The sequence below is a fragment of the Flavobacteriales bacterium genome (genome assembly GCA_019694795.1).
In the GTDB taxonomy this organism is placed as follows: Bacteria; Bacteroidota; Bacteroidia; order Flavobacteriales_D; family UBA2798; genus UBA2798.
Genome location: JAIBBF010000020.1, coordinates 1 through 26,529, shown reverse-complemented (window position 1 = coordinate 26,529; position 26,529 = coordinate 1). Strand labels below are relative to the sequence as shown.

Annotated in this window: 22 protein-coding genes; 8 read left to right on the top strand and 14 right to left on the bottom strand. The window is 40.0% G+C overall.

Features of this window, described 5'->3' with window-relative positions:
- A complete protein-coding gene (locus K1X56_08040; GenBank protein MBX7094654.1) occupies positions 1–1,569 on the top strand; it encodes an O-antigen ligase family protein in 1,569 nt (522 codons plus the stop codon).
- Here K1X56_08040 and K1X56_08035 read toward each other — a convergent pair.
- Both K1X56_08035 and K1X56_08030 read right to left on the bottom strand, forming a co-directional pair.
- The gene (locus tag K1X56_08035; GenBank protein ID MBX7094653.1) at positions 1,548–2,600 is read right to left on the bottom strand and encodes a glycosyltransferase family 4 protein; all 1,053 of its coding nucleotides are present in this window, start codon (positions 2,598–2,600) and stop codon (positions 1,548–1,550) included. The two genes, K1X56_08040 and K1X56_08035, sit on opposite strands and share 22 nt — an antisense overlap.
- Entirely contained in the window at positions 2,597–3,382 is a 786-nt protein-coding gene (locus tag K1X56_08030; GenBank protein ID MBX7094652.1) for a glycosyltransferase family 2 protein, read from the bottom strand. The genes K1X56_08035 and K1X56_08030 overlap by 4 nt, the downstream gene beginning before the upstream one ends.
- Positions 3,383–3,426: 44 nt before the next feature.
- Here K1X56_08030 and K1X56_08025 point away from each other — a divergent pair, with 44 nt between their 5' ends.
- The gene (locus tag K1X56_08025; GenBank protein MBX7094651.1) at positions 3,427–4,074 is read left to right on the top strand and encodes a MarC family protein; all 648 of its coding nucleotides are present in this window, start codon (positions 3,427–3,429) and stop codon (positions 4,072–4,074) included.
- A gap of 2 nt (positions 4,075–4,076) precedes the next feature.
- Here K1X56_08025 and K1X56_08020 read toward each other — a convergent pair whose 3' ends face one another.
- Positions 4,077–5,333 carry a homoserine dehydrogenase gene (locus tag K1X56_08020; protein ID MBX7094650.1) on the bottom strand — a complete coding sequence of 419 codons (1,257 nt, stop codon included), beginning with the start codon at positions 5,331–5,333 and terminating at the stop codon, positions 4,077–4,079.
- Positions 5,334–5,542: 209 nt separating this feature from the next.
- On the opposite strand from K1X56_08020, the gene K1X56_08015 reads away from it, so the two are divergent.
- On the top strand, positions 5,543–7,537 hold the full coding sequence (locus tag K1X56_08015) for an ABC transporter ATP-binding protein (GenBank protein MBX7094649.1): 1,995 nt from the start codon (positions 5,543–5,545) through the stop codon (positions 7,535–7,537).
- Between the two features lie 26 nt (positions 7,538–7,563).
- Here K1X56_08015 and K1X56_08010 read toward each other — a convergent pair whose 3' ends face one another.
- The 11 genes from K1X56_08010 to K1X56_07960 all read right to left on the bottom strand — a co-directional run bounded on the left by K1X56_08010 (position 7,564) and on the right by K1X56_07960 (position 22,649).
- Positions 7,564–9,102 (bottom strand): hypothetical protein, encoded by a 1,539-nt coding sequence (locus K1X56_08010; protein ID MBX7094648.1) that lies wholly within the window; start codon positions 9,100–9,102, stop codon positions 7,564–7,566.
- Between the two features lie 41 nt (positions 9,103–9,143).
- On the bottom strand, positions 9,144–10,658 hold the full coding sequence (locus K1X56_08005) for a hypothetical protein (GenBank protein ID MBX7094647.1): 1,515 nt from the start codon (positions 10,656–10,658) through the stop codon (positions 9,144–9,146).
- On the bottom strand, positions 10,655–12,082 hold the full coding sequence (locus K1X56_08000; protein ID MBX7094646.1) for an FAD-dependent oxidoreductase: 1,428 nt from the start codon (positions 12,080–12,082) through the stop codon (positions 10,655–10,657). Before K1X56_08000 ends, K1X56_08005 begins: the two co-directional genes overlap by 4 nt.
- A 12-nt stretch (positions 12,083–12,094) precedes the next feature.
- Positions 12,095–13,639, bottom strand: a complete 1,545-nt coding sequence (locus K1X56_07995) for a hypothetical protein (GenBank protein ID MBX7094645.1) — start codon at positions 13,637–13,639, stop codon at positions 12,095–12,097.
- A gap of 4 nt (positions 13,640–13,643) precedes the next feature.
- The gene (locus K1X56_07990) at positions 13,644–14,303 is read right to left on the bottom strand and encodes a CoA transferase subunit B (protein ID MBX7094644.1); all 660 of its coding nucleotides are present in this window, start codon (positions 14,301–14,303) and stop codon (positions 13,644–13,646) included.
- A 12-nt stretch (positions 14,304–14,315) separates the two neighbouring features.
- A complete protein-coding gene (locus K1X56_07985) occupies positions 14,316–16,124 on the bottom strand; it encodes a hypothetical protein (protein ID MBX7094643.1) in 1,809 nt (602 codons plus the stop codon).
- A gap of 47 nt (positions 16,125–16,171) precedes the next feature.
- The gene (locus tag K1X56_07980; protein MBX7094642.1) at positions 16,172–16,870 is read right to left on the bottom strand and encodes a CoA transferase subunit A; all 699 of its coding nucleotides are present in this window, start codon (positions 16,868–16,870) and stop codon (positions 16,172–16,174) included.
- Positions 16,870–19,407, bottom strand: coding sequence for a transglycosylase domain-containing protein (locus K1X56_07975; GenBank protein ID MBX7094641.1), 2,538 nt, complete (start codon positions 19,405–19,407; stop codon positions 16,870–16,872). The genes K1X56_07980 and K1X56_07975 overlap by 1 nt, the downstream gene beginning before the upstream one ends.
- Positions 19,407–19,877 carry a gliding motility lipoprotein GldH gene (locus tag K1X56_07970; GenBank protein ID MBX7094640.1) on the bottom strand — a complete coding sequence of 157 codons (471 nt, stop codon included), beginning with the start codon at positions 19,875–19,877 and terminating at the stop codon, positions 19,407–19,409. The genes K1X56_07975 and K1X56_07970 overlap by 1 nt, the downstream gene beginning before the upstream one ends.
- A complete protein-coding gene (locus K1X56_07965; GenBank protein MBX7094639.1) occupies positions 19,874–21,295 on the bottom strand; it encodes a hypothetical protein in 1,422 nt (473 codons plus the stop codon). The genes K1X56_07970 and K1X56_07965 overlap by 4 nt, the downstream gene beginning before the upstream one ends.
- A gap of 157 nt (positions 21,296–21,452) precedes the next feature.
- Entirely contained in the window at positions 21,453–22,649 is a 1,197-nt protein-coding gene (locus K1X56_07960; protein MBX7094638.1) for a DNA polymerase III subunit delta', read from the bottom strand.
- A 180-nt stretch (positions 22,650–22,829) separates the two neighbouring features.
- Between K1X56_07960 and K1X56_07955 the strand changes: the two genes are divergently transcribed.
- The 5 genes from K1X56_07955 (at position 22,830) to K1X56_07935 (ending at position 26,382) form a co-directional block, all read left to right on the top strand.
- Positions 22,830–23,051, top strand: a complete 222-nt coding sequence (locus K1X56_07955) for a hypothetical protein (GenBank protein ID MBX7094637.1) — start codon at positions 22,830–22,832, stop codon at positions 23,049–23,051.
- A 167-nt stretch (positions 23,052–23,218) separates the two neighbouring features.
- The gene (locus tag K1X56_07950) at positions 23,219–23,980 is read left to right on the top strand and encodes a hypothetical protein (protein ID MBX7094636.1); all 762 of its coding nucleotides are present in this window, start codon (positions 23,219–23,221) and stop codon (positions 23,978–23,980) included.
- A gap of 116 nt (positions 23,981–24,096) precedes the next feature.
- On the top strand, positions 24,097–24,555 hold the full coding sequence (locus K1X56_07945; protein ID MBX7094635.1) for a hypothetical protein: 459 nt from the start codon (positions 24,097–24,099) through the stop codon (positions 24,553–24,555).
- 34 nt (positions 24,556–24,589) lie between these two features.
- Positions 24,590–25,048, top strand: a complete 459-nt coding sequence (locus tag K1X56_07940; protein MBX7094634.1) for a hypothetical protein — start codon at positions 24,590–24,592, stop codon at positions 25,046–25,048.
- An 875-nt stretch (positions 25,049–25,923) separates the two neighbouring features.
- Entirely contained in the window at positions 25,924–26,382 is a 459-nt protein-coding gene (locus K1X56_07935; protein MBX7094633.1) for a hypothetical protein, read from the top strand.
- Positions 26,383–26,529 lie beyond the last annotated feature (147 nt).

Below are 26,529 nucleotides of genomic sequence, written 5' to 3'. Positions count from 1 at the left end.
TTGTTGCAGAAATTAGCCTTTCCGGTACATTATGCCGCGTTAATTGCATTATGCGTGGGATTAAGCACATCCGTGTTCCTGATGAGCCTGGGATCAATAGGATTAGCTCTCGCTTTTCTGCTTTATGGTAATCCCCTGCAACAACTCAAAAAAGTAAAGCAGGATACCTATCTGATTGCCGCTGCCTGTTTTTTTGGAATTCACCTGATTGGTTTATGCTGGTCCACCGATTATGCATTTGCCTTTAATGATCTTCGCATTAAACTTCCGATTCTTTTATTCCCGGTTTTACTCGCCGCACTTCCGCAACTAAGCAAACATCAGTTTAAAATTTTAATGCGTCTGTTTGTCGCTGCCACTGTAGTTTCCACCTTGATTTCTACCGGAATTTATTTAGAAATTTTTCCATCGTCGCGCGACATCAGTGACGTGAGAAATATCTCTCCTTTTGTATCGCATATCCGCTTATCACTGGTGATTTCAACCGCAATTTTGGTAATGGTTCGCTGGATTTTTATTGGGGAAAAATCGGAAAAAATTATCGCGCCTTTTTTAATTGCATGGTTGCTCTACTTCCTTTACATTCTGGAATCGGCCACTGCTTATTCTGTGTTGAGTGCAAGCATGTTGTTTTATATTTTCTATCAAATTATGCATTCCGGCAAGCGATGGGTAAAAGCAACCTTCGGATTTTCACTCCTACTCATCGCATTAGTTGCCTTTTTATTTGTCCGCAGCGTTTTTATTGAATTCCGTACACCAAAAGAAACCCGAAACAACCTTCCGGAATTTACACCACGAGGAGAAATGTACCATCATCAACTCGATAATGACATGATGGAAAACGGATATTACACCTGGAGCAATGTGTGCTACGCCGAATTAAAAAAAGGATGGAATCAGCGTTCCTCCATTCCCTATGATAGTCTCGATAAAAAAAACCAGGCTCTTTCGCAAACGTTGATTCGCTACATGACCTCCAAAGGATTAAAAAAAGATCTTGACGGTATCAGTCAATTAAGCGATGAAGACATCCGGAATATTGAAAACGGAATTGCGAACATCAACTACACTAAAACACGAGGATTAAGAAAACGCATTGAGCAAGTATTTTTTGAATTTGATGTGTATCGCTATTATAAAAACGCTACCGGAAATTCGGTGACTCAACGACTGGAATTCTGGCAAACCGCTACACAAATCATCCAAAATCATCCTTTGATTGGAGTTGGAACCGGTGATGCACAATTGGCATTTAATGCACAATACGAAGCGAACCATTCCTTGCTTCCACCATCCAACCGATTGCGATCGCATAATCAGTTTTTAGCCATAGGTGTTGCCTTTGGAATAATTGGCATCATGTTGTTTCTGATTTATCTTGCCCTTCCCTTTGTTAAAGCATGGGAAACCGGAAACCTGATGTTTTTAATTTTTTATACCGGTGCGATCATTTCTCTGTTAACGGAAGACACCCTGGAAACGCAGGCCGGTGTAGCTTATTTTTGTTTCCTGGGAGCTTTGTTCTATTACCAGATGCCCGAACTTCAGGATAAAACCTCTGAATAAAAATTCAGGTATTCCTTTGCAGCATTTTGCCAGGAAAATTGATGGGCGTGTTGTTTTACCAATGAAGAATAATCGGAAATGTGCGCGACTTTATGCAATCCTGCTTCCAGTTGATTGGCCATTTCCTCTGCATCGAAATTTTTAAAATAAAACGCCATTTCTCCTCCTACTTCCGGTAATGAAGTTAAGTTTGAAAGGAATACCGGTTTACCCAAACTCATTGCCTCCACCACAGGGAGACCGAATCCTTCTGCAAGCGATGGAAATAAAAACGCATCCATATTCGCATACAGCCAATACTTTTCTTCTTCAGTAATCTGATTTACCAGAATCAAACGCGATGATACACCTGCTGCTTTCGCGGCGGATAAAATTTGTTGCGGGTATTCAGAATGGGATGGTCCTGCAATTACCAAACGGTGATGAGGAAAGCGTTTTAAGAGCGGTGGCAAGACATGAAAGTTTTTACGTGGCGATAAAACACCTAATGCAAAAAAGAAAGGGTGATCCTCCTGAATAAATCCCGGCCGCTGAGCATGGGGAAATTGTTTTAACGAATTTCCGTTATAAATAACGCGAAGCGGACAATCCTTTAATTCAATATGATTTTTTAAAACTGAACCCGTATAATTGGAAATTACGGCCACACCGGAACTACGGTCAATACGGGATTGAAGTTGTTGCAAGCGCGATTGTTGTTTTCGTCCTGAATATTTTTGCAAAAAATTTAAATCATGAACCGTGATCACCATTTTTTTGGGTGAAGCGGGAATGTATTTCGAATCCTGATGCAGGATATGCCATAAATCAAAACGCGATGCTCCCGGCATAAACAGTTTGTTCCATTGCTTACTGAATTTTACAGCAACCTTTTTATCAAACAAAGTTGCAGCTTGTTCCGGAAGAAAAAAATTCAGTTTAAACTGTTCCTGTTGCTGAAGCAATAATTCATTCCCCAAATGAAAACAAAATTGTCCCAACCCCGTTTCGAGGTGTTTCAATTTTTCCATTTCGAGGATGATTTGTTTCATTTGGAATAAAGTGATTTTAATTTTTTGTATTTCAAACGTGTCGACATCGCCGAAATTTTCGCTATATAAAATCCGGCTTTACCATCTAAAAATCCCAACTTAAAAAAATAACCTGAAACAAAACGTGCCATGGGGGAAAATACCGATTTAATCCAGCTCACGTTTTTATTTTTAGCAAACAAATCCTGCGCCGACAGATCCGTAAATTTTTCGGTTTGACGAATATGTTCCTGAATGGTATAGTATGAAAAATGCAAACAATCGCCTTTTAATCGCGTAATATCAGTTGTTGAAAATCCCTTGAGTGTTTCGTGTATGGTGCCTTGCCAGCATACGTTTTTCCGATTAAAAATGCGGACTTTATAATCGGGGTACCAGCCGCCGTGACGAACAAATGTTCCGCAGTAATTGGTTAAGCGTGGAAATTCATAAACGCCTTTGAAGCCTGAATTTTTAATTTGAATGATTTCCGCTTTTAAGTCGGGACTCAAAGCTTCATCTGCATCGAGAGATAATATCCAATCGTGCAATGCAAGTTGATTACCTGAATTTTTTTGTTCTGAATAGCCAAGCCATTTCTGCTGAACAATACGAGCAGAAAATTCCTCAGCGATTTGCAAAGTAGAATCTGTTGAACCGGAATCCACAATTACAATTTCATCCGCCAGTCCGGCCACGCTTTCCAAACAACGGCGGATATTACGCTCTTCGTTGAACGTAATTACTACCAGTGAAAGTTTTTGCATGTCCATCCTTACAAATGTAGCCTTTCGGATGCTCATTTGTACCGGCTAAATTCTGATATTTGCCAAAAATTTGAGAATTCATGTCCTTCTCCGCCGATTTATTCCTGTTGGTCTTTACCACTTTTATCACCATCATCAATCCTTTTAGCCTGATACCGGTGTACATGACCATGACGGCGAGTCTCGATGCAGCCAACAAACGCCGCACCGCCATTAAAGCCAGTATTACCGCTTTTCTCACCATGGTGATATTTGCATTTGCGGGTAAATTCATCTTTGATTTTTTTGGCATTTCTGCCAATGGATTCCGGATTGTAGGCGGAATCTTATTTTTTATCATGGGTTGGGATATGTTGCAGGCCCGCTTGATCCGTACAAAAATGGATTCTGAAACCGTGAAAGAATACATTACCGACATTTCCATTACACCTCTTGGCATACCCATGATTTGTGGTCCGGGTGCCATTACCAATTCCATCATTCTCATGAACGATGCACAAGATGCAGGTGCAAAAATAACAGTGATTGCAGCGATGTTTGTCGTAATGCTGATCACGCTCGTATCACTCTTTGGTGCGGCCGGTATTCAGAAGTTCCTTGGAGAAACAGGAAATAAAGTCCTGATGCGTATTATGGGATTAATCGTAATGGTTATTGCTGTTGAATTTTTCTTCGCAGGTTTAATTCCTATTTTAGAATCGATCCAGTTTCACTTTGTGCAAGGCTGAGTTTAATTCACCCCTACGTTTTCGGTGAGATGCAATTTTTCTTTTTGCGTTCCCTCTCCAAGAATAACCTCTCCGGTGGCAGCAAGGAATGCTCCTGACTGGTTAATTCTTTCTTTATTTTCAATCAATGATTTAAGTGAAAGCACACCGATGACATAATTCACTCCGGTGACATAATTGATTCCTTTTTCGGAGATGGAAGTAAAATGGAGTTCATCAAATAATTTTGGATCATTCGAACGGAGATAAACTTCGAGTTCCAAATCTGTGGAATAGGCAAAACGGGAAGTCTGATGAAATTTTTTGTACTCGTAACGGTATTGATAGGTGTTTGCAGAAATATCCGAGAGAACTGCAGAACCGGTTGGATGTCCGCCCGCTCCTTTACCTACAAACAATTGCTTATCGGAAAATGCAGCTTCAAGAATTACGGCATTGTATTCATTATTCACATTGTACAACTGATCTTCTTTCCCTACCAGTCGCGGTGTTACAAATAAGGTAATGCGTTCATCATCGAGTTGAAATGTATTTGCTACCAGGCGGATTCGTTTATCGCGCGATTTTGCAAAATCAACATCACCCAGTGCAAGATTTTGAATGCCGAGATTTAAAACTTCTTCCGGTTTTGCGAAAACGCCGAAGGTATGTCCGGCCACAATAATCAACTTAAACTTGGCATCATATCCTTCCACATCCAGTTTCGGATTACTCTCTGCAAAGCCAAGTTCCTGTGCCTGATGTAAAGCAGTGGCGTAATCGAGATTTTCATTCTGCACTTTAGTGAGGATGTAATTAGAAGAACCATTAAAAATTCCGCTCACCGCACGAAGTAATTCATTGTCGTAATACTCTTCCAGATTCCGCACAATGGGAATGGATCCGCAAGATGAAGCCTCGTAAAGCAATGATGTGCCGTATTCATTTTGAATGCGGACTAATTCTTCAAAATTTTCCGCAATCATTTTTTTATTTGCGCTCACTACGTTTTTCCCCTTCCTGAGTGCTGTAGAAACAATTTCAAAAGCATCAGCCGCATTGTCGATCAACTCCACCACCAGATTAATTTCCGGATCGTTCAGGATTTCATTTTTATCAAACGAAAACAAATGTTCGGGAAGACTTCTCTTTTTGTTTTTATCCTTCACCACAATTTTCTTGATCTGAGTTTTAAATCCCCTGCTTTGGGATAAAACATCATACAATCCCTGCCCCACACATCCGAAGCCAAACAGACCAATCTTTACCTGATTTTCCATGATTTTTTCTAATTGAGCAGCAAAAATAGGTCTCTAAAGGGGTTCCCGCAATGCCCGGAACCTAAAATACTGCCTGTTTGCCCCATTCAAAATCAGTGATTTTATTGGAATCCAAAGGCCGAAAAGCGCTACTCGTCTAAGGGAACCAACTTCATTTGTTCTTATTGCCAAATAAGTTTATTTTTAGCCTCCTCAGAATAAAACCTGCCATGGCAAAGGAACCCATATTGGAAGTGCGAAATCTGGTGACTGAATTCACCAGTGATGGTGTTGTTACCAAAGCGGTAAACGATGTTTCTTTTGTCCTTCACAAGGGTGAAACCATTGGTATAGTGGGTGAATCCGGATCTGGTAAATCGGTGACTTCCCTCTCGGCGATGCGATTGATTCCGAGTCCCCCGGGGAAAATTTCCGGTGGTCAGATTATTTACCATGATGCGCAAAAGGGACCGCTTGATTTATTACAGGCTACCGAAAAGCAAATGCAATCCTATCGCGGTAACAAACTGGCGATGATTTTCCAGGAGCCCATGACCTCGCTGAATCCTGTTCTCACCTGTGGTGATCAGGTTACCGAAGCCATTCTGAAACATGAATCCTTTCCCGAATTAAGTAAGCTGCGCTATTTTTTAGAATCGCACCGCAATCTTTTTTATCTCGCTTCTACTGTTGCATTTTTCTTTTCCCTGATCACGTTTGTATCGGAAGGAATGGCTCCTGTGGTTTCCCTGATTTTAGCTTGTGCAGGCTTTGCATTAATTGGCGGCGGTATTTTCTATTCCGTTTTTTCAAAAAGCAGAGCACTGGCAAAAGGACGCGTAATCGAATTGTTTAAACAAGTAAAACTTCCACGTCCCGAACGAATTTTCGACGCCTATCCACACCAGTTATCGGGCGGACAAAAACAGCGTGTAATGATTGCGATGGCGATGAGTTGTAATCCGGATATTCTCATTGCGGATGAACCGACCACTGCGCTGGATGTAACCGTACAAAAGACCATTCTTGACCTGATGAATGATTTACAGGTGAAGAATAATCTTGGAATTATTTTCATCACCCACGACCTGGGTGTTATAGCTGAATTAGCGGATCGTGTAGTGGTAATGTACAAAGGGAAAATTGTTGAACAGGGAACCGTGCTCGATATTTTTACCAATCCACAACATCCTTACACGAAAGGTTTATTGGCATGCCGTCCAAAACTCGGAAGGCGCTTGCGAAAACTTCCTACGGTAAGCGATTTTATGTCGAGCGACGACAATGACACCATCACCGAAACAAATATTTCTGTTGAAGGATTAATTCGCAGTCTGGAAGAAAATCCGGAATTACGGAAGTCGGAACAAGAAAGCATGTATGCCAAGACTCCGATTTTGCATGTAAAAAATTTAAAAACCTGGTTCCCGGTTGGAAGAAGTCTTACCGGAAAAGTTACCGACTACGTTAAAGCAGTGGATGATGTTTCCTTTGATGTTTATCCCGGAGAAACGTTAGGATTGGTCGGTGAATCCGGTTGTGGTAAGACCACACTTGGAAGAACCATATTGCGATTGATTGATCCGCACGACGGAAAAATAATTTTCAACGGAAAAGATATTACACGCTTATCTCAAAGCGAAATGCGTGCTATCCGAAAAGACATTCAAATAATTTTCCAGGATCCCTATTCATCGTTAAATCCGCGCATGACGATTGGTGAAGCGATTATGGAACCCATGCGTGTTCACGGTATTCTTGATTCGGACAAAGCACGAAAAAATAAAGTAGTAGAAATTCTGGAACGTGTAAACATGCGTGCCAGTCATTTTAGTCGTTATCCCCACGAATTCTCCGGCGGACAGCGTCAACGGATCTGCATTGCGCGTGCACTTGCATTACAACCGAAATTTATCATTTGCGATGAATCCGTTTCTGCATTGGATGTATCTGTACAGGCTCAGGTATTGAATTTATTGAACGAATTAAAACGTGAATTCGGTTTTACCTACATTTTCATTTCGCACGATTTATCGGTGGTAAAATTTATGAGCGACCGGATGATTGTGATGAACAGAGGGAAAGTGGAAGAAATGGATTCGGCCGATCGCATTTACGCTAATCCACAAACCGACTACACCCGGAAATTAATCAACGCCATTCCGAAAGGCGAATTGGATGATATTAAACGCAACCTGGATCGCAAAGCCAATCTGGTCGTTTAATTTAATACCACGTTTAGTTGAAAATCTTATTTGATTTTTAAGCTGTCGCCCGCCGAATTAATCCGGAACACTTCTTTTACTCCTCCGTTTTCACTTCGGATATATACTCCCTTTTCTATTCCGAAATCGCGCATGAATTTGATGGCATTACTCATTTCCTTTTCGGGAAGCGGATTGCGTTCTGCATAATACATGATCTCGGGGCAAGGCCAGATGTCGATAAACACTTTTTCGTCGGCCTGTGCACATGTTTTAATGGCATGACCAATTTCAAGGTTTTCTTTGCGCAATGTAGCAAGTGAATTATCGCGCTGATAGATATCGATGGACTGCAAAATTTTTACACCGCAAAAAAGGAGAACCGGAATAAAAAACAAATACGAATAGCGGGGCCATTTACTATTAATCGCATGGTAGGCACGCTGAAAAAACACCATGGAAAAAACAATCATGAGTGCACCCGTTTTTAGTGTTCCAAAATCATGCAATGCATTAAAATTGAAAAAGACGAATATGTGCAAGCCGATGGCAAATAAAAAAACCAGAAGAATAATTCCCTGTGTGAGGGTTACAAATGATTTTTTAGAAAGCATTAATCCAATAAGAAAAAGTAAAACACTAAAGCCTAAAATATTCTCTACCGTAATAAAATTATTCGTGAGGTGACGATTTAATAACGTGTAGGATTCCGGATTTGAAATTGAAATTCCATATTCCGCCTTATCATCGCTTTGTCCGCTACGCATCTTGTATTTATCTACCGAAGCCTGAATGAACTTATCGCTGCCTGCAATAGAACTGTATTGCAAAAAGGTGGTCCCCAACGAACACGAGGTGGCAGCGGCTATGATTAACATAACGGAAATAAATTTCCGACTTTTCTTCAGGATGCTCCATACGAATAGAAAGAGGAAAAAGAAAAATGAAATAAATACACCGAGCCATTCGGTATAAATAGAAAGAAACACAATAGCGAAGAGCAGTGACAAAAATTTCCAATCAGGTTTTTCCTCCAGCAATAACACTTTGTGAAAAATCAAGAGCAATGCAAAAAGGAAGAACTGCATTAACACATCCACAAAATAAACGTTGGAGTGAAACCAAAGGTAACCGGGAGCAAAGAGATATAAGGCAAAACCTAAGAGCGGAATGAATAACCAATCGGTATAAATTTTTTTTCCTGTTAGCTGTATCAGAAGTAAAAAGAGCATGAAGGCCGTAAAAAAATGCAAGACCAGTGAATAGATTTGCAAGTTGGCACTGGTGAAGCCTGCATTGAATAGTTTTAAGGAGTAATAGGGCAAAAGATAAGCCAGCGGCGGATACGAAACGTAATAAAAATCGCCATTACTGTCCTCTACTCCACCCAATACTCCCACATGTTTATCGGGTACATTTTTAAAGGTGTAGAGAGGTGCAAAATGAAAATGTTCAGGTCCGCCCCGCTCGGCCCAGGCTTTCATCGTAACCAGTGTATGAGCGGAAATCCATTCATGGTGACGACCGAGTGGTTGATTGAAATTGGACTGACGAACAACAATGGAAAAGGCAAAGAGGACCAGCATTAATAGGAGCTGGACATAGAACCGATATGCCTTTCTAAAATTCATTTGCTATGGTTAAAGATAATCTTCTTTTCGTCGGAAAGCGAAACATGAACCACCGAATCGAGTGAATGATCTGAAAAAGCAAAAAACAATAATGGCTGATTATAATTCCCGGCATCTCTGTATGCCAGCTCTGCATTTCCTTTGGAGCAATAATTTCGTTCTGCATAAAACACGGCTATGGGATTATAATAAAATCCCTTGTTCACATAAATTCGTTCTTCGTCAGTAGCCCATTGCCTGATCTGATTCCCAATCAACCTATAGTTCCCCTCCGAACGGGAGTACAAGGCCCGATAAATAATGCTGTTGCCCAGCAATACAACTATTAGGGAAATGAACATCCACTTTTTCTGTTGCTGAAGAATGAAAGAGAAAAGGGGCAGTGCAAGTAAAATGAGAATAAAACTCCATTTTAACACGAAAAAATCGTGCACCACATTAAAATTAAACAGCAGAATTAAATGGGATAAAACGGGGACAAAAAAAATAAATTTTAAATCGGACATTGAATCGGCAACCGAAAATTTTCGCTTATACCCAATGGAGCTTAGACTGTAAAGCAAGAGTAATCCAAATCCACTTGCAAAAAACCAAATTATACGTTCGTAGGAGTGCCAGGTGAAGTAGGACAATCCCTCGGATGAAAAATCTTCGGTACTCCAACCACTTCGCAGAATTAGTTTTTTATTTAATACGCTTAATAATTCATACCAACCTGCAATTTGAGCATACAACCATAACATACTGATCAAGCCAAGCGCCATTGGTAAAAGAATGAATACGGCGTGGGAATATTTTTTCTGCTTTACATATAAAATGGAAATGGAAAAAACGACCAGATAACTCAACCAATCGGTTAAAGAAGAAATAAAAGCAAGCAGCAATAACAAGAAAAAGAAGAGGATTTTATTTTCCTGTTTATGTCGCCAATACAACCAAACCATGATGATATAGAACAATTGCATTAAACTATCGGCAAAATAAAAGTTGCACTGGTACCAGAGTGTAACCGGTAAAAACAAATAAAGCAAGGCCGCAGTAAGTGCAAGGTTTTTGGCTTGGGGATTTTGTTGGGCAGAAAAAATGCGTTTTACTAAATCAAATAAAAAAAGCAGCACCAACAATTCGATGAGGAGTCCAAACCACCGTATGGAATTAAAACTGATAGGAGCACCTATTGATTTAAAAACGTAATAAGGAATTAAAAATGATAGCGGCGGATAGGATACATAATAAAAATCACCTGCTGCATTGTAAATACCGGGGAGATGTCCGTTAGCTATGTATTTATTTCCGGGTTCAGGAAAGGTAAAAATGGGAGCAAAATGCGAGGCGGATGGTCCTCCTCTTTTCTCCCACACTTTCATGGTGACCAATGCATGAGCCGTTATGCCTTCGAAATGTTGTTTGGGTTCCGATTGAATGTTTTGCCAGCGGAGTGCAAGTGATAATAAAAATCCGATGCACAATAAAATTGCGGTGCTTCTATCCGATCGAAAAAAAGACGTCATGCTTCGGTCGAAAGACCCGTAGCAGTAATTGTAGATTTCTCCTGATAATCTTCATAGTCGGTATTGATCTCCCAAAGATCGTGTTTTGTACCGAGCGTAATGTTTTCTGCCGTGAGTAGTCCCATCAGAATACTATGATCCTGATTGTTGTATTTAAAGGCTCCATAGCGGCCGATTACGTGAAGGTGATCAATAGAACTGAGGTATTTTTCTACAGGTTTAAGTTTCTCTTTATATCCTCTGGAGTATACCGGATAACAACGTGGGATTTTATAAACGAATCCTTCGGTAATAGTTGCCTTTCCGATTAATCCGGTTTCCAGCAATTCTTTTTTTCCAAGCGCAATTAATTCTTCATCGCTGCTGTTCCACAATTGATCTTCGTTGTAACACCAATATTCCATTGCAATGATGGTGCTTTCTTTTCCATTGTTGATTTCGGGAACCCAGTTTCTGAAATTGGTGATTCGTCCCATTTGCAATTTCGCTTCGTGTACGTACAGCCAGTTATCCGGAAATAAATCTTTGGCATCTACATTCAGATAAACGATAATGGTATTCCGGTAAGTAAGATCAGATGCATGTTTACTTATTTCAGCAGGCACATCCGGGAGTCGCGATACCATCAGTGAAAACGGCATGGAAGAAACGATTTCATCGTATTCATTCAAGGTACCATCTTCCAATTCTAATGCGTAGGCGGAATTATTTTTGGTTAAAACGCGTTTTACCGGTTTTTTCAGATGGACCTTCCCTCCATGTGCATTGATGTATTCTTCCATTCGCTCATAAATCATTCCGGTACCGCCGGTGGGGTAAGCAAATTGATCAACGAGTGTTTTGTGTTTATTTCCTTTACCACCTTTAACTGCATTTTTAATGGCTTCCCACAGCGAAAGTTTTTTAATGCGTTGTGCGGCAAAATCTGCATCCAATTCCGTGCAGGAAATTCCCCATAATTTTTCGGTATACGTTTTAAAAAAGATGGAGTATAATTTATATCCGAAGCGGGAAGTCACCCAGGTTTCGAATGAACCGTCGATTTTAGTCGGCTTAACTTTTTCCTTCATGTAACTCGTCACACATAGTGTGGCTGTACCAATACCCAATTTAAATAGTGCATCGAATGCTTTGATGGGATAGAAAAAGAATTTTTTCTTGTAATAGATCCGGGTTAAACGATCCACCATGCGGTAATCTTTCCCCGCCACTTCGAGCCATAATTTATTTACACGGGTATCGTTGCTGAAAAAACGATGCGGACCAATATCGATTTTTTGTCCCCACAAATCAATGGTCTTTGCCATCCCGCCCACTTTATCGCTCGCCTCAAAAACCTCTACTTCCACACCCGCTTTTGCTAATTCATAGGCTGCAGTAATTCCGGCTGGACCGGCACCAATAACGGCTACTTTCTTTTTCATTGATTGTATGATCTATCGCAATTCGTACAGACTGCAAAACTGCGAAGAATATTTTAATTCAGCGTTATTTTGCAGGAGAGTGTTCATGGTTGATTTACAGCTTTCTGAAGCTTGCAAATCGCCATGAAGAATAAAAACGTGAGTAATAAGCGGATATTGTGCCCCAAAAAACTCAGGTTTTTCGAGACAAATCGCATCTGCACTGGGCCACAGGGCTGAGGCAGGACTATTCGCTTTCCAGCGCAAAGGAAAATAATCCTGAGCCGCTTCATAATTTTCCAGAATAATAACCGGTTTATCGGCTCCGAGGTAATTGGAATAATGTCCGGTAACCCAATTGGAGGATAACTGCACCGGCAATACCACCGCCTGATCGGGTAATAATTCTGCCGCGTAATAAATATCGGAAGCCATGCGTGAAGCTTCAAGTTGAATTTTTGTCCTGAACCGTGTTTCTGCAGCAAAAACCAATAAAATTCCAGCCACAGAAATCATTTGCAACAATGAGTTCCATCGCTGTGTGGCAATCCATGAAAAAATCAGCAAGTAGAACATGTAATTCATCCGTATGATGATATAACCGCCCTTGGAATCGCTATCGGGCAACACGTAACAGAGAATGGCTACAGGAATGGCCAGGATGAATAAAATATCACTATCCAAAATCAGCGGAGAGTGTGGTCCCCTTGCAGATATACGAAAGAACAGCAAGACCACAATGGAGCCGACAAAAAACCAGAAAAAATAGAAATTAAATTTTCCTTCGTCGGTGGTATAATGAACAAAGGATTGTATGCGGTAAAAATAATGGTGAATTTCATCGACCGGCAGATAACTGAATCCATCCGGACTCCCGTATTTCTGTTTATAGAGCAGGGTGAGAATTACTCCCGGTAAAACCGCAATAAAAAGAAAAGCTGATTCACGCAGAAATTTTTTCCAGACCATGCCTTTCAAATAGTGATGGAAAACACGCAATGAAGCGGTCAATAATAAAGCGAAAACAAACACCGTAATATGCGAATACCAAATGCAGAGTAACAATCCGGAAAAGCGCAAATAAAAAAGGATATCGTACTTGCCTTCGTATTTTTTTAAAACACCCAGTAATCGAAATAAAAAAACAAATGCGATGCTGAAGTTGTAAAATCCGAAATAGAGAAAAGTTGAAAATACAAATGGCAAAATGAGAATACTGATCATTCCGTTTTTGCGATCGTATTGCCTTACAAAAAAGCGAAAGGAATAACTGAATGCAAATACATATAAAACCAGAAACAATTTTTCCGACCACTCACCGGGCAAAAACAACTGAAAGAAGCTGAGGAAAAAATGTCCCATCCAATTCGGGATGAGTAGAGAATTAAATTCGTAATAATCATAAAGCGATGAATTCCCCTTGATCATCTCGGCCAGCAAACCTGCGTTATACAAATGTGCGGGTCCGTCGAGCGTTACAAAGTGGCGCGTGAGAAAAAACACGCTGCAGGATGCTGCAACAAACAAGAAGAAAAACCAGCGTTCCTGGTTACGTATAAATTCGATGAAACGAAGCACCGAATCAGAATTTCATTTCAGGAATCTCCCCTTCAACAATCAGCCGGCCTGCCGTTTTTGCCACAATTTCCTCTACACTAACACCCGGAGCGCGTTCAATTAAACGAAAACCATCCTTGGGCGTTACTTCCAACACTGCTAAATCAGAAACAATTCGTTTTACACATTTCACACCGGTGATGGGTAAACCACATTGCGGAAGTAATTTACTTTCCCCTTTGGGATTGGTGTGTTGCATGGCCACAATAATATTTTTTGCAGAAGCAACTAAATCCATTGCACCGCCCATTCCTTTCACCATTTTTCCGGGAATTTTCCAGTTGGCAATATCTCCGTTATCGGAAACTTCCATGGCCCCAAGAATAGTGAGATCCACTTTCCCTGCGCGAATCATTCCGAAACTCAATGCCGAATCGAAAAATGCAGAGCCCGGCACCGTGGTGATGGTTTGTTTACCGGCATTGATTAAATCCGGATCTTCTTGTCCTTCGAAGGGGAAGGGACCAATCCCTAACAATCCGTTTTCCGATTGCAAGACCACATTAACTCCATCGGGAATATAATTGGCCACCAGTGTGGGAATTCCGATACCGAGATTAACATACATTCCATCTCTCAACTCCTGAGCAATGCGTTGTGCAATCTGATTTTTATCCAATGCCATAATTCAAAAATTTTAATCGCGGGAATAGGTACGAATCGTCAACTTATCAATGAGGATACGACCAGAACCCGTCATCCACAAAGAAACACAAAAAATATCTTTTTCAGAGCGAATTTCGGGACTTAAATACCAGAAAGAAACCTTGTTCCATTGTCCCTGCTTAAGTTCTGGAAATTCCGAATGATCATGACCTTCCCAGGCATAGCCCTCATTGCGGAAATTCAGCATGGTAGCGAAGAAAACGGGACGAATGGAATCGATGGGACTCAAGGGCATTACCTCTGCTTCTATTTTTGTCCAGAAATGATCCAGCTGCGTTATTTCATGATAGGCCACCTTTAAAAACGGGGCTTGTGCATCCTTTTCTGCCAGGCAATAACTTAATTTTCCCGAATAAGAAGTATCACTAGTGAAAAATCCGCCCCCTCTGTTTTCCGGAAATTCATAATCCTGAATAAATTCCAATTTGTGCCGGTACATGCTGGAGTCGCTTAAGCATTTTTCACGGAATGCTTTTTCGCGGTCCACCAGTAAATCGTTTTTTGCACCAGGAGGAATTTCTGTCCGCAAAAAAGTTTTAAAATAATAATCTGCCGTTAAACGGTAGGTGTCCAAAATCCGGTTCTCCATTTGCCAGGTTTGAAACAAATTCAGGAATATAAAGCAGAATAAAAATCCATCAATTATTTTTTTCCATGTTCCATCTTTCATTAATAAATAACCCAGTGGAAGCATCATCACAGCATAGGAATCGATCACAGGTCGTTGACCGAAACTACTCGCATACCACCAATTGGACCAACTCGACAGCACCCAGATATTAAGCAGGATAAAAAATAAAACAGGAAAGAAATAAGCTCTTTGTTTTTTATACAACTCCATCATTCCCCAAAAACTCAATATCATCAAGGGCGTATAAATCAACCAACCTTTCCGGAAACTGAAAAGAAAGTTCCAGATATGCGGATGTAAAAAATCGAATCCTTCGCCCGGATTGGTATAACTCATAAACAGCCATTTTCCGGTATACCATTTCCAATAAAATAATTGCGGAAAGCCAATCAATAATGCACCTAAAAACAAAACGAGCAAATGAATTTTCATGTCTGAAAACAACCAGTTTAATCTCGACTTAAATTCTGCAAACGATTTAATTTTCCATGCGATCATCAATGGCAAAATCAGTAATTCGGTAGGTCGGCACAAGGTTAAAACGCCCAATGTAATTCCCAGAAAAAATGCCGTTTTTTTTGTTGGACGCAGGTACCATTGGTGCATTAAAATTAAAGCGAGTGTAAACCATGCAAAGAGATAAATATGCGGCATTCCGATCATGCCGACTTGCAGAAAAAGAAAATTTGTTCCCGCAACAAGTGCAAGAATTAACCAGGTGGTGATCTGTTCCGAAAAAAACAATCGACACCATTTTCGAAATAATAAAACACCGGCGAACAAATAAAATATATCTCCGGCCATCATCCAAAATTCATAAGGAGCAGAGAAACCATCCGGAGGATATCCACCGATGAAAGCAGTTAAATGTCCAAATAAAAAAAACGGCAAATACACCATTGCCATTCCCATCGAATACATGATGATATGATTTCCCGATTCTACCTCTGCTACCTGGTAAAGTGTGGGGGTAGACTGATACACTTCCAAAACATGATGTACCGGAGAAAGATCATGTAAACCGGGATCATGATAAATAAATGTTGCGGGTAGATAGAGGTAATAACCAAAAATATCCCAGGAAATAAATTGTCCGCCCGACTTACCTAAAACATAAGCACTGATGAAAAAACACAACAGCCCGCTCACTATGATGGACGGGCTGTTTGTTAGCGTATGAAAAATAGATTTCAATTTCAGTGTTTACGAACGGTGCGTTGTTCGATGCGCTTTTCATAATTATTTCCCTGAAAAATACGATGTACATAAATTCCCGGGAGATGAATATGGTCCGGATTTAATTCTCCTGCCGGAACCAGTTCTTCCACTTCTGCAATGGTAATTTTACCTGCCATTGCAACCAGCGGATTAAAATTGCGCGATGTGGCTTTAAAAATTAAATTCCCCTGTGTATCCCCTTTCCATGCTTTTACAATGGCGAATTCCGGTTCAAAGGCAAATTCCATCAGATAATCTTTTCCGTTGAAATTACGCACTTCTTTACCTATAGCAACCTCCGTTCCTACTCCTGCCGGTGTGTAAATAGCCGGCATTCCGTAACCGGCAGCCATTAAACGGGTAGCCAGTGTGCCTTGAGGAATCAGATCGACTTCTAATTCGCCGCTTAATAACTGACGTTCAAATTCTGCGTTTTCTCCAACATACGACGAAATCATTTTTTTCACTTGCTTTTGCTGAAGCATGAGTCCGATTCCAAAATCATCTACCCCCGCATTATTAGAAATACAAGTCAAACCCTTTACACCTTTTTTCACTAATGCCGCAATGCAATTTTCCGGAATTCCGCATAAGCCGAAACCACCAAGTGCAAGCGTCATATTATCTTCAATTCCTTGAATCGCTTCTGTTGCGTTTTTTACAACTTTATTCATAATCAGTTATCAATTGATTTAATATCTATATCATCTTCTCCGGAACCATTGTCCATATCAAACTGATCAATTTCCACATCGTTCAGCTGGACATTTTTCCATATTTCAGAATTACCGATCGCATCGCGGCAATTCAAAAACTCTTCCGGAAATCCTTCGGGGCGTTCGAAATCGGAAGTGGAAATTTTCAATGATTTATCGGCCAACACTTTTTTCATGTAATAACCCCAAATCGGCATGGCGGTATTGGCACCCTGACCCAAATCGGTTCTCGAAAAACGCACACTGCGGTCTTCACAACCTACCCACACTCCGGTTACCAGATCAGGTGTTAATCCCATAAACCAACCATCGGAATTGTTCTGCGTTGTTCCTGTTTTACCTGCAATGGGATTTTTAAATCCGGCGTATGGACGACTACTACGTATCCTTAATGCCGTACCTGCCACTTTTCCCGTGAATGGATTAACCGCTCCACTTGTGGTACCCTTCATAATTTCCAGCATGGCATAAGCGGTATATTCATCCATTGCTTCATTGGTCTCCGGTTGAATATCCAAAATCACATTTCCATTGCGGTCTTCGATTCGGGTATACACAATGGGTTTTATATAAACTCCTTTATTGGCAAATGCACTTTGCGCTCCTACCATTTGGAGTACCGATAAATCGCATACTCCCAAACAAATGGCAGGAACCGGATCGAGATATCCTTTTGGTATTCCCAAATCTTCCACCAGTCGAATTACCAATGCAGGTTTTTCTTTTTGCATAATGAATGCCGTGATATTATTCATCGATGCGGCAAGCGCCCAGAACAATGGAATCTGCTCTCCGGTATATTTCACGCCTGCATTGCGCGGACACCACAATTTGGTGGTTTTGGCTGTAAGCGGGACTTCAATACAATGCTCAATATCCGGTGCAGAAGAACATGGACTTAAAACGCGATCGCGGAATGCAGCAGCATAAACGAAGGGTTTAAATGTTGAACCTACCTGACGTTTTCCCTGACGAACGTGATCGTACTGGAAGTGTTTGAAGTTTGGTCCGCCCACCCATGCTTTAACAAATCCGGTATGCGGATCCATGGAAACCAATCCTACCTGCAAGAATTTTTTATAGTAGATAATCGAGTCGCGCGGACTCATTAACGTATCAAATTCATTTCCTTTTTTATTCCAGGTAAACACCCGCATTGGTGTTTTAGTATTAAAAATTTTATCAATCGCCGATTCGCTTCGTTGTGGAATGGAGTCGCCACAATAACCACAAATGTGATATCCGCCACTCTCTTTCATGTCTTTCGTACGTTCGCAATTGCCACACAGTATTCCCGAAAGTATACGGTAACGTTTAGAGCGATGCATGGCGTCGAGAATCAGGGTGTCGATATCCTCCTGCGTCATGTCGTTCGAAAAAGGAGCGCGTTTCCAGCGTTTGTTATCCTTATCGAAATCTTTTTGTAATTCTTTTCCTAAATGTTCCGAAACGGCAAACTCGGCATATTTCTGCATGCGCGAATCGATGGTGGTGTAAATGCGTAAACCGTCTTTGTAAATATCGTATTTGGATCCGTCCTTTTTGTGATACACATAATTTCCGTCTTCATCTTTTTTCTCAAACAAATCCGTTAATTCTTTTCTTAATTCTTCACGGAAATAGGGTGCAGGTCCTTCAATATGATCCACCGTTTGGAAATCGAGTCCCAGCGGAAGTTGTCGTAATGAATCGTATTGCTCTCTCGTAATTTTAGTATGCACATGTTCGTTTTCTCCATTGCGCATTAATTGATACAATACAATTTCTCTCCGCTTTAAAGCGCGTTCCGGAAAGCGTTTCGGATTGTACATAGCGGGATTCTGACACATCCCCACCAATAATGCTGCTTCATGCAATTTCAGGGAGTCGGGCGTGGTATTAAAATAAACACGGGCTGCTGAATGAATTCCTACTGCATTATTGATGAAGTCGAATTTATTCAGGTACATGGTCATGATTTCTTCCTTGGTGTAGGATCGCTCCAGTCGTGATGCGATGATCCACTCCTGAAATTTTTGTCCCACCCTTTCCAGCGTACTTCCTGCTTTGGTATGGAACAACATTTTTGCTAATTGCTGCGTAAGCGTACTTCCTCCTCCGCGATTGGTATTTCCCGTTACCGCTCCTGAAATAACGCGTGGCAGTGCTTTAAAATCGATTCCGGTATGTTCGTAATAACGTTCATCTTCGGTGGATACCAGACAATCGAATACAAAAGGAGAAATCTGATTGAATTTTACGTTGACGCGATTCTCTTTGAAATATTTTCCGAGTGTTTGTCCGTCGGCAGAATAAATAATCGAAGCTTCATTGCTGCTCGGATTTTCCAGTTCTTCAAAACTGGGAAGATCTCCGAATGAAACAAGAAACATCAGTAACCATCCGCCTAAAAAGGGACCCAGCACCATCATCCACCAAATGATGAGAATGATTCTTCGTCCGCGTTTTCCCAATCCTTCCGAATTGTTTTTTTTATCCGATTTATCCTGACTGGCCATTAGTTCGATTTACTTTTTTCGATGAGCAATCCCACATCGGCAATCTCCGATAATTCCTTTTCGCGCATGGCCTGTTCAATGATGAATTTGTAATTGCCCTGCTGGGGAAATATGCGTTTATGAGAAAATAAGATTTTATTATCGATCAAACTACCCGATGATTTTCCATACCAGGCACCGCTTTCATCGGCGAGCGGACATTCCACCGTGTCTTTTTTCATTTTTCCATCGGGAAAGGTGGTGGTGACAAATACAAAAATATTGCTGTATTCATACCCCTTGGTGGTGCGCAGCTTTAAATAAAAATCAAATGCATTTACGGTGTCTTTTACATCCACATTAAACTCCACCGGATTATTCCAATTCCAGCTTTCTCCTTCGATGGCTTCGCTCTTATCAAAAAACGCAGCCTCTCCGCAGGATGAAAGCAGAATTGCACATAACATAGCCAATGAAAAATAATTCCTCATGGTTGTGGCGGTTGTTTGGGTCCACCCTGTGATGGGTTGTTCCTGTTTTTGTTTTTGTTAAAGTGACGATGCTTTTGTTGATTTCCCTGCTGTTTTTGCTGAGCACCTTGTTGATTCGGCGCTGCGTTTTGCTGCTGCGGGTTTTGTTGTCGCTGTTGCGGGTTTTGCTGCTTTTGCTGCTGCGGATTGTTGTTTTGTTTTTGTTGCGGCGGGCGTTGTTGCTTTTGCTGATTCGGTTGTTGCGAATTTTGCTTTTGCTCCTGGCGTGGTCCGTTATTTCTACGGTCTTTGTTGTTATTGTTTTTGTTTTTCTTCTTCCGCTTTTCATCAAAACGGGTGAGCGAATCTTGTCCAACAACATTATCGAATGCCGGTTCTTTTTCCACCACCGTAGTTTCTACAAATCCGGAGAGGTCTTCAATTTGTTCTCCGCGTTTGTTCATGGAAATAATTTCTTTAACGCGATCCACTTTCAATGCAACAATGCTGTTCGCTCCGAATTCTCCTTCCACGGCAAACCACATCATTTTTTTGAAGATATCTGATTTAATATGCGAAGCCGTTCCTTTTTTCGTTTGCAAGCGCACATTTCCTTCCGGAAAATCTTTAAAGGCCTCCACGTACATATCGAGTTCGTAATTGAGGCAGCATTTTAGTTTTCCGCATTGTCCGGCCAGTTTTTGCGGATTAAGCGACAATTGCTGGTATCGCGCTGCATTGGTAGATACAGTTCTGAAATCGGTTAACCAGGTGGAACAACAAAGTTCTCTTCCGCAAGATCCGATTCCTCCCAGGCGGGATGCTTCCTGACGCGCGCCGATCTGACGCATTTCGATGCGGATTTTGAATTGCTCCGCCATTACTTTAATCAGTTCACGGAAATCGACTCTCCCCTCGGCGGTGTAATAAAACGTGGCCTTGGTTTTATCGCCCTGGTATTCTACATCGCTGATCTTCATTTCAAGTCCCAGATCAATCGCCATTTTTCTGGCGCGATGCATGGTTTCATATTCCAGATCGCGGGCTTCTTTCCATTTTTCAATATCCTCCGGTTTTGCTTTACGGAGTACTTTGCGGATGTCCTGCGCTTCGGGCGAAGCATTTTTTCTTTGCATCTGCACTTTCACCAATTCCCCGGCAATGGTAACCATCCCCACATCGAAACCGGGATTTCCTTCCACCACTACCGCATCACCTGTGTAAAGTGAGAGATTCTGATTGTTTTTGTAAAAACCTTTACGTCCGTTTTTAAAGCGGACCTCAACCATATCGTTAGTGCGGTGTCCTTCGGGCATCTCCATATTGGAAAGCCAGTCGTACACCTCCATTTTATTGCAACCGCCCGTACTGCAGAGACCATTATTGCGGCATCCTGCAGGACTTCCACTTCCATTTTTGGAACAAGATTCACATGCCATTCTATAAGTGGATTTTAGGTTAAGGAACAAAGGTAAGAAAAAGGACGTTTCTACAGCGAAAAACTGTACACGGCCGGCTGTTAAAAATTGCGGCTGTTATCACCCTGCGGGTGACGCTAAAAAAAGCCCGTATAACCTCTGTTTGGAGAGGGAATGTCTATTTTTTAGGAAACATGAGGGTGGTTACCCGAAAGGAAAGTTGCAGGAAGACCAGCTTGGGATTGGCGTTTCGTTCCAGGTAATAATGGGCCTTATTAAATTCTTCGGTAAGATCCACGATGTTGTAACCATGCACAAACTGAGCGAACTTAGAAATAAAATCACGCTCATCTTCGCGCGCCCTCAGCAGTTCATTGTCGGTATAGGTTCCGATAATGCACTGACGGAAAATGTGCATGGCGTATCGCACAAAATTCTTTTGCTGTTCGCGCGTAAGCCGAGCCGCCTCCTCTACCCAATCGAGAATTCCGGGAATATTTTTCTTATGGCAAAGCAACATCCAGGCACGGAAGGTTTGCATGGAATAACCGGAATCTTCGAGGTCGAGCACCAGGCTATGCGCCGCCCAGTAATTTCCTTCGGCCAGCATGCATACATTGTGCGCTTCATCTTCGGGAATATGGTGATCTGCCACCAGTACCTGCATAATTTCCTCATCACCCAGTGCAGGTACTTTGATGAGTTGCGTACGCGATAAGATGGTTGGCAAAATACTGCTTGCGTTTTCCGTTACCAGAATAAAAAGCGTTTGATCCGGTGGTTCCTCAATGATTTTAAGCAAATTGTTGGCAGCGGTTTCATTCATATACTCCGCCATCCACATCACCAGAATTTTATATTCGCCACCGTAGGCCTTGTAATTGAGTTTGTGAATAATGGAACCTGCTTCTTCGGTACCGATAATCGGGCGCTTACTTTCTTCATCGAGTTCCGACAGAAAATGACGCAAGGGAAGATAAGGTTGTTCCAAAACCACTTTGCGAAATTCAGCAATGCGGTCGTCGGCCTTCTCCACTTTGGTCCCCTCTTTTACAATGGGAAATGAAAGATGCAAATCGGGATGTTCCAGCTTTGCGGCTTTTATGCAGGAGGGACATTTACCGCAGGCATCGTTTTCCTGCTTATCGGTACATAACAAAAATTGCGCATAAGCCAATGCCAGGGGCAAAGTTCCGGAACCTTCGGGACCCAAAAACATCTGCGCATGCGAAACACGATTATCGCGCACCGAGCGAACAAGACGCTCCTTAATGGCAGACTGACCAATTACCTCTGAAAAAAGCATGGGATAAAGATAGGAAATTAAAAATGCAGAAGAAGAACAAGATGATACGCGTGAATAAAAATCATTCACAAAAACAAGGAATTTATCAGAAGGAAAGCGGTAAACTGTTCAAAACCTGATGGGGAAGCTTATTTAATTGCTCAATTATATCCTGGTTTATCAATCTGCTTCATTTCAAAAAAAATGGTCCATTTTATTTCAATTAAAAAATATCAGCAGGGCAAACCCTTCAGAATTGCATAAGGAGCAATGAATGAAAGCAAATCACCCTTCCGTTTGTTTCCCAACAAACAGCGGGGTACTGAAACAAGTATGTTGCTTACAACAACTATCAGGAATGAATTTAAACGATTAATGATCCGTTTATATCCATTTTTGTCGCCCCATTTAGCAAAAACCATTCGTCGTTTTTCTGCAAGGCCGGAATATATTTTACTGAAGGAAAAAAAAGTACATTTTATACTGGGTTAAGTATTAGGTATGCGGTAAACCGTAAAAGAAATTTAGACAGCTCATTTTTTCGTCATATTGACCAAAAATGGTCATGAATTGTTTTGTTTTTTCATTTTTTTTTTTAGATTTTGGAACCTGAAATTTATTCAGGTATGAAAAAACAGTACATCCTTTATAAAAAATAAATGATTTATTTCACAATTTTAAAAAGCAGAGAATTAATAGTGTATCATTTACTATTGATTTTCTGTTATTTTTCAACTCTAATTTGTTCTGCCCAACTAAAACAAAAACTTGACAACAATGCAGTCATCGCAAATTATGGCATTGTTTACAATTTTGTATATGGAGATATTCAGATGCCTGATTCGATTCCATTTACTCCCTCGTCCAGACCCGACTTATCACGATTCAGTTATTATAATACTTTTTCAAATCAATTCTCACTTGGATTTAAACAATATTTTTTGGGCGATTTATTTTTGCAAGCTGAGATTAATTACTTTGAAAGAAAATATGCTTTAATATTAAATAAAGATACGGCATTATATTATTATGGTGAAAGCGCAAAATATAAGGATTTAAGCAATAGCCTTTCAATTAATATTCCCCTTTCCATAGGATATAGATTTCAAAATAATCTAGAATTTTCCATTGGAGGAAAATTAAAGCTTTTCACTTGGGAAAAAAATAAACGTTATTATATCAACGATGAAAAAAATGAGATGGTTGTATTTCGAGGATTTCATTCAGGAGAAATTGACCCACCTTATTATTTATTTTTTTCTGCGCATAAAAATTTCAACATAAAAGGAAATTTTTTGTTTGGAGGGTTTCTGCAGGTAAATTGCCGAAATCAATTTCAATATGAAGAACCTAAATGGATTGATTTTAGCATTGGCATAGAAATGAATTTACTTAACAAAAAGCCTTTACTTTCCGAATAATTAAACGGTAAATTTCCCTTGTAAATTTCAATTTACTTAAATAACCATTTTTCGCCTAAATGACCGTATCAATGCTAGCTTTCAATTTCATTTTTAACTATATTAGCTGAAGCATTATGCGCATATTTTTATTCATAGCTCTATCCCTCCTTCTTTTTTCCTGCAAAAAAGATAATTTTAAAGACGATTACCATCAATTAGTTGGCAGGTGGAAATGGACTCATACCTTAGTGACTTGGTCAACTACTGGAGGTTGGATGGGTGTAATAGACACCTTATATCCTGCGGATTATGGGTACAATTATGAGGTTGAATTTCATACAAACGGAAAGATTTCCTTTTACCAGAATGATAAATTGGTAGAGTGCTGGAAAAGAAACTGTGTTCATCGGTACACACTTGGTACGTATGCATCTTACGATATCAATCACAATTGCAACTCCACTGAATCAGATTTATTTGTTGATCTTCATCACCCAGATTCCTTATCGCTCGATTGCAGGCCTTTAGAGGCATCCTATCCTAATTTGTATAATGCATATGGCAGATGGAATTATTTTGTTCGGGAGAAGTGAACTGCATTCTGCCTTCCAAAAACTGAAATAATAAATGAGATTACCAATTTTCATATTCCTTTCCCTCCTTCTTTTTTCCTGCAAAAAAGATAATTTTAAAGGCGATTACCATGAATTGGTAGGAACGTGGAATTGGATTTATACTCAAACACTAATTACAGATAATGTCGGAGTTGTAGGTATCGGTGATACAATTTACCCCGCTGATGTGGGGTATTCTTATTCCATTGAATTTCATGAGAATGGCCGAATCTCATTTTATCAAAACGGAAATCTTAACGAATGTTGGCGAAAGAATTGCATTGAGTATTGGCACGATTACGGATCAAAAGTTGAATTTTGGATTAACCATAATTGTAATGATAGTGACGCAGATGCTAATTTAACACTATATCGTCCAGACACCATTGTAATTCCGGGCTTTCGTCCTTTTGAAACTTATAGTGATGGTCATTATGGATATATTCGGGGAAACTGTTTTTTAAAGGAATAAATTTAACTTATAAAATCAGGGTTTACTTTATATCATTTATGTATAACATTCAATTTATTTAATTAAAATGCAACCTCTTTAACGTGCGCATATTTTTATTCATAGCTTTATCCCTACTTCTTTTTTCCTGCAAAAAAGATAATTTTAAAGGCGATTACCATGAATTGGTTGGTGTATGGAAATGGACCTATTCTAAGGTATATTGGATTAATAACGGAAATTTTATTAGTGTTATTGACACCTTATATCCTGACGATTATGGATACAATTATGAGGTTGAATTTCATGCAAATGGAAAGATTTCCTTTTATCAGAATGACAAATTGATAGAATGTTGGAAAAAGAATTGTGTTTCTATGTTCACAAGCTCCTTCACTCGTTTTCAAATAAATCATAATTGTAACGCATCAAATATGGATTTAATTTGTGAATTATATCCTTCGGATACTTTAATTTTGAATTGTCGTCCATTGAACGCATCCTATTCCACTTCATATAATTATTATCCGCGAGCTAATTACTTTGTTCGGGAGAAATAAACTATATGGATTCAATTTTTTTCAAATAAATTCTAAGAATTTTTATCCAAAGCAAAAATTTAAAAACATAATCTTAATATAAGAAAAATTTAAAAAATCATTTTTCGAATTTTTATTTTTAAAATAGTAAATCTGACCTTTCTATGAAAAACCTCTTCCTCTTTTTTCTTTTTATTTCAGGAACCTTGTCCGCTCAGTGCACCTGTAGTTGAAGAGGAAGGCTTAGAACTAAAAACAATCATAATAAAGCAACAGGAAAAAATTGAGGAACTTACTCTCTATCTTTTAGAACTCAATAAACGCATTGCTGAATTGGAAAAAAAATAAATAAGCGCTATGAGATTTACATTAATTATACTCCTCTCCCTCCTTCTTTTTTCCTGCAAAAAGGATAAGCTCGATAATGAAGCACAGCTACTCATTGGCCGCTGGAAATTGATTGGTGGAGGTGGTGGATATGTGGTTCAGCAAACTGATAATGATTATTATGAATTGGAATTTTTAGAATGCGGTAAAATTAAAAAGTGGAAGGATGGAAAATGCAAGGAACGAGGCTATTTTAAAAAAATTACGGTTGCCGGTAATTATTTAGATGCAGGGGATATTTATTATAATGTTGAAGCTAAATCTTCTTCTCCATTTGAGGACGAAGGATTTTGTGATCGTTGGGTAACATTGGAAATTGTTTTAGCTAATTCTGTTTATAATTCAAAACCAGTAGATGTATTAATAATTTTATTTCAAGATTCTTACACCATTCAATTTTATTTAATGTATGAAAGAACTACTTATTAAGTTTATTCTAGTTTTCCTTTCTCCATTGGCTATTAGTCAAACGAATAACATAATTTCTGTGTCGCAACCGAATTGTAAGGATGCAAATTCAGTTCTTGCCCCAATTTGGCCAAATGTTCAAGGATTTTATCCATATCTTAACTATGA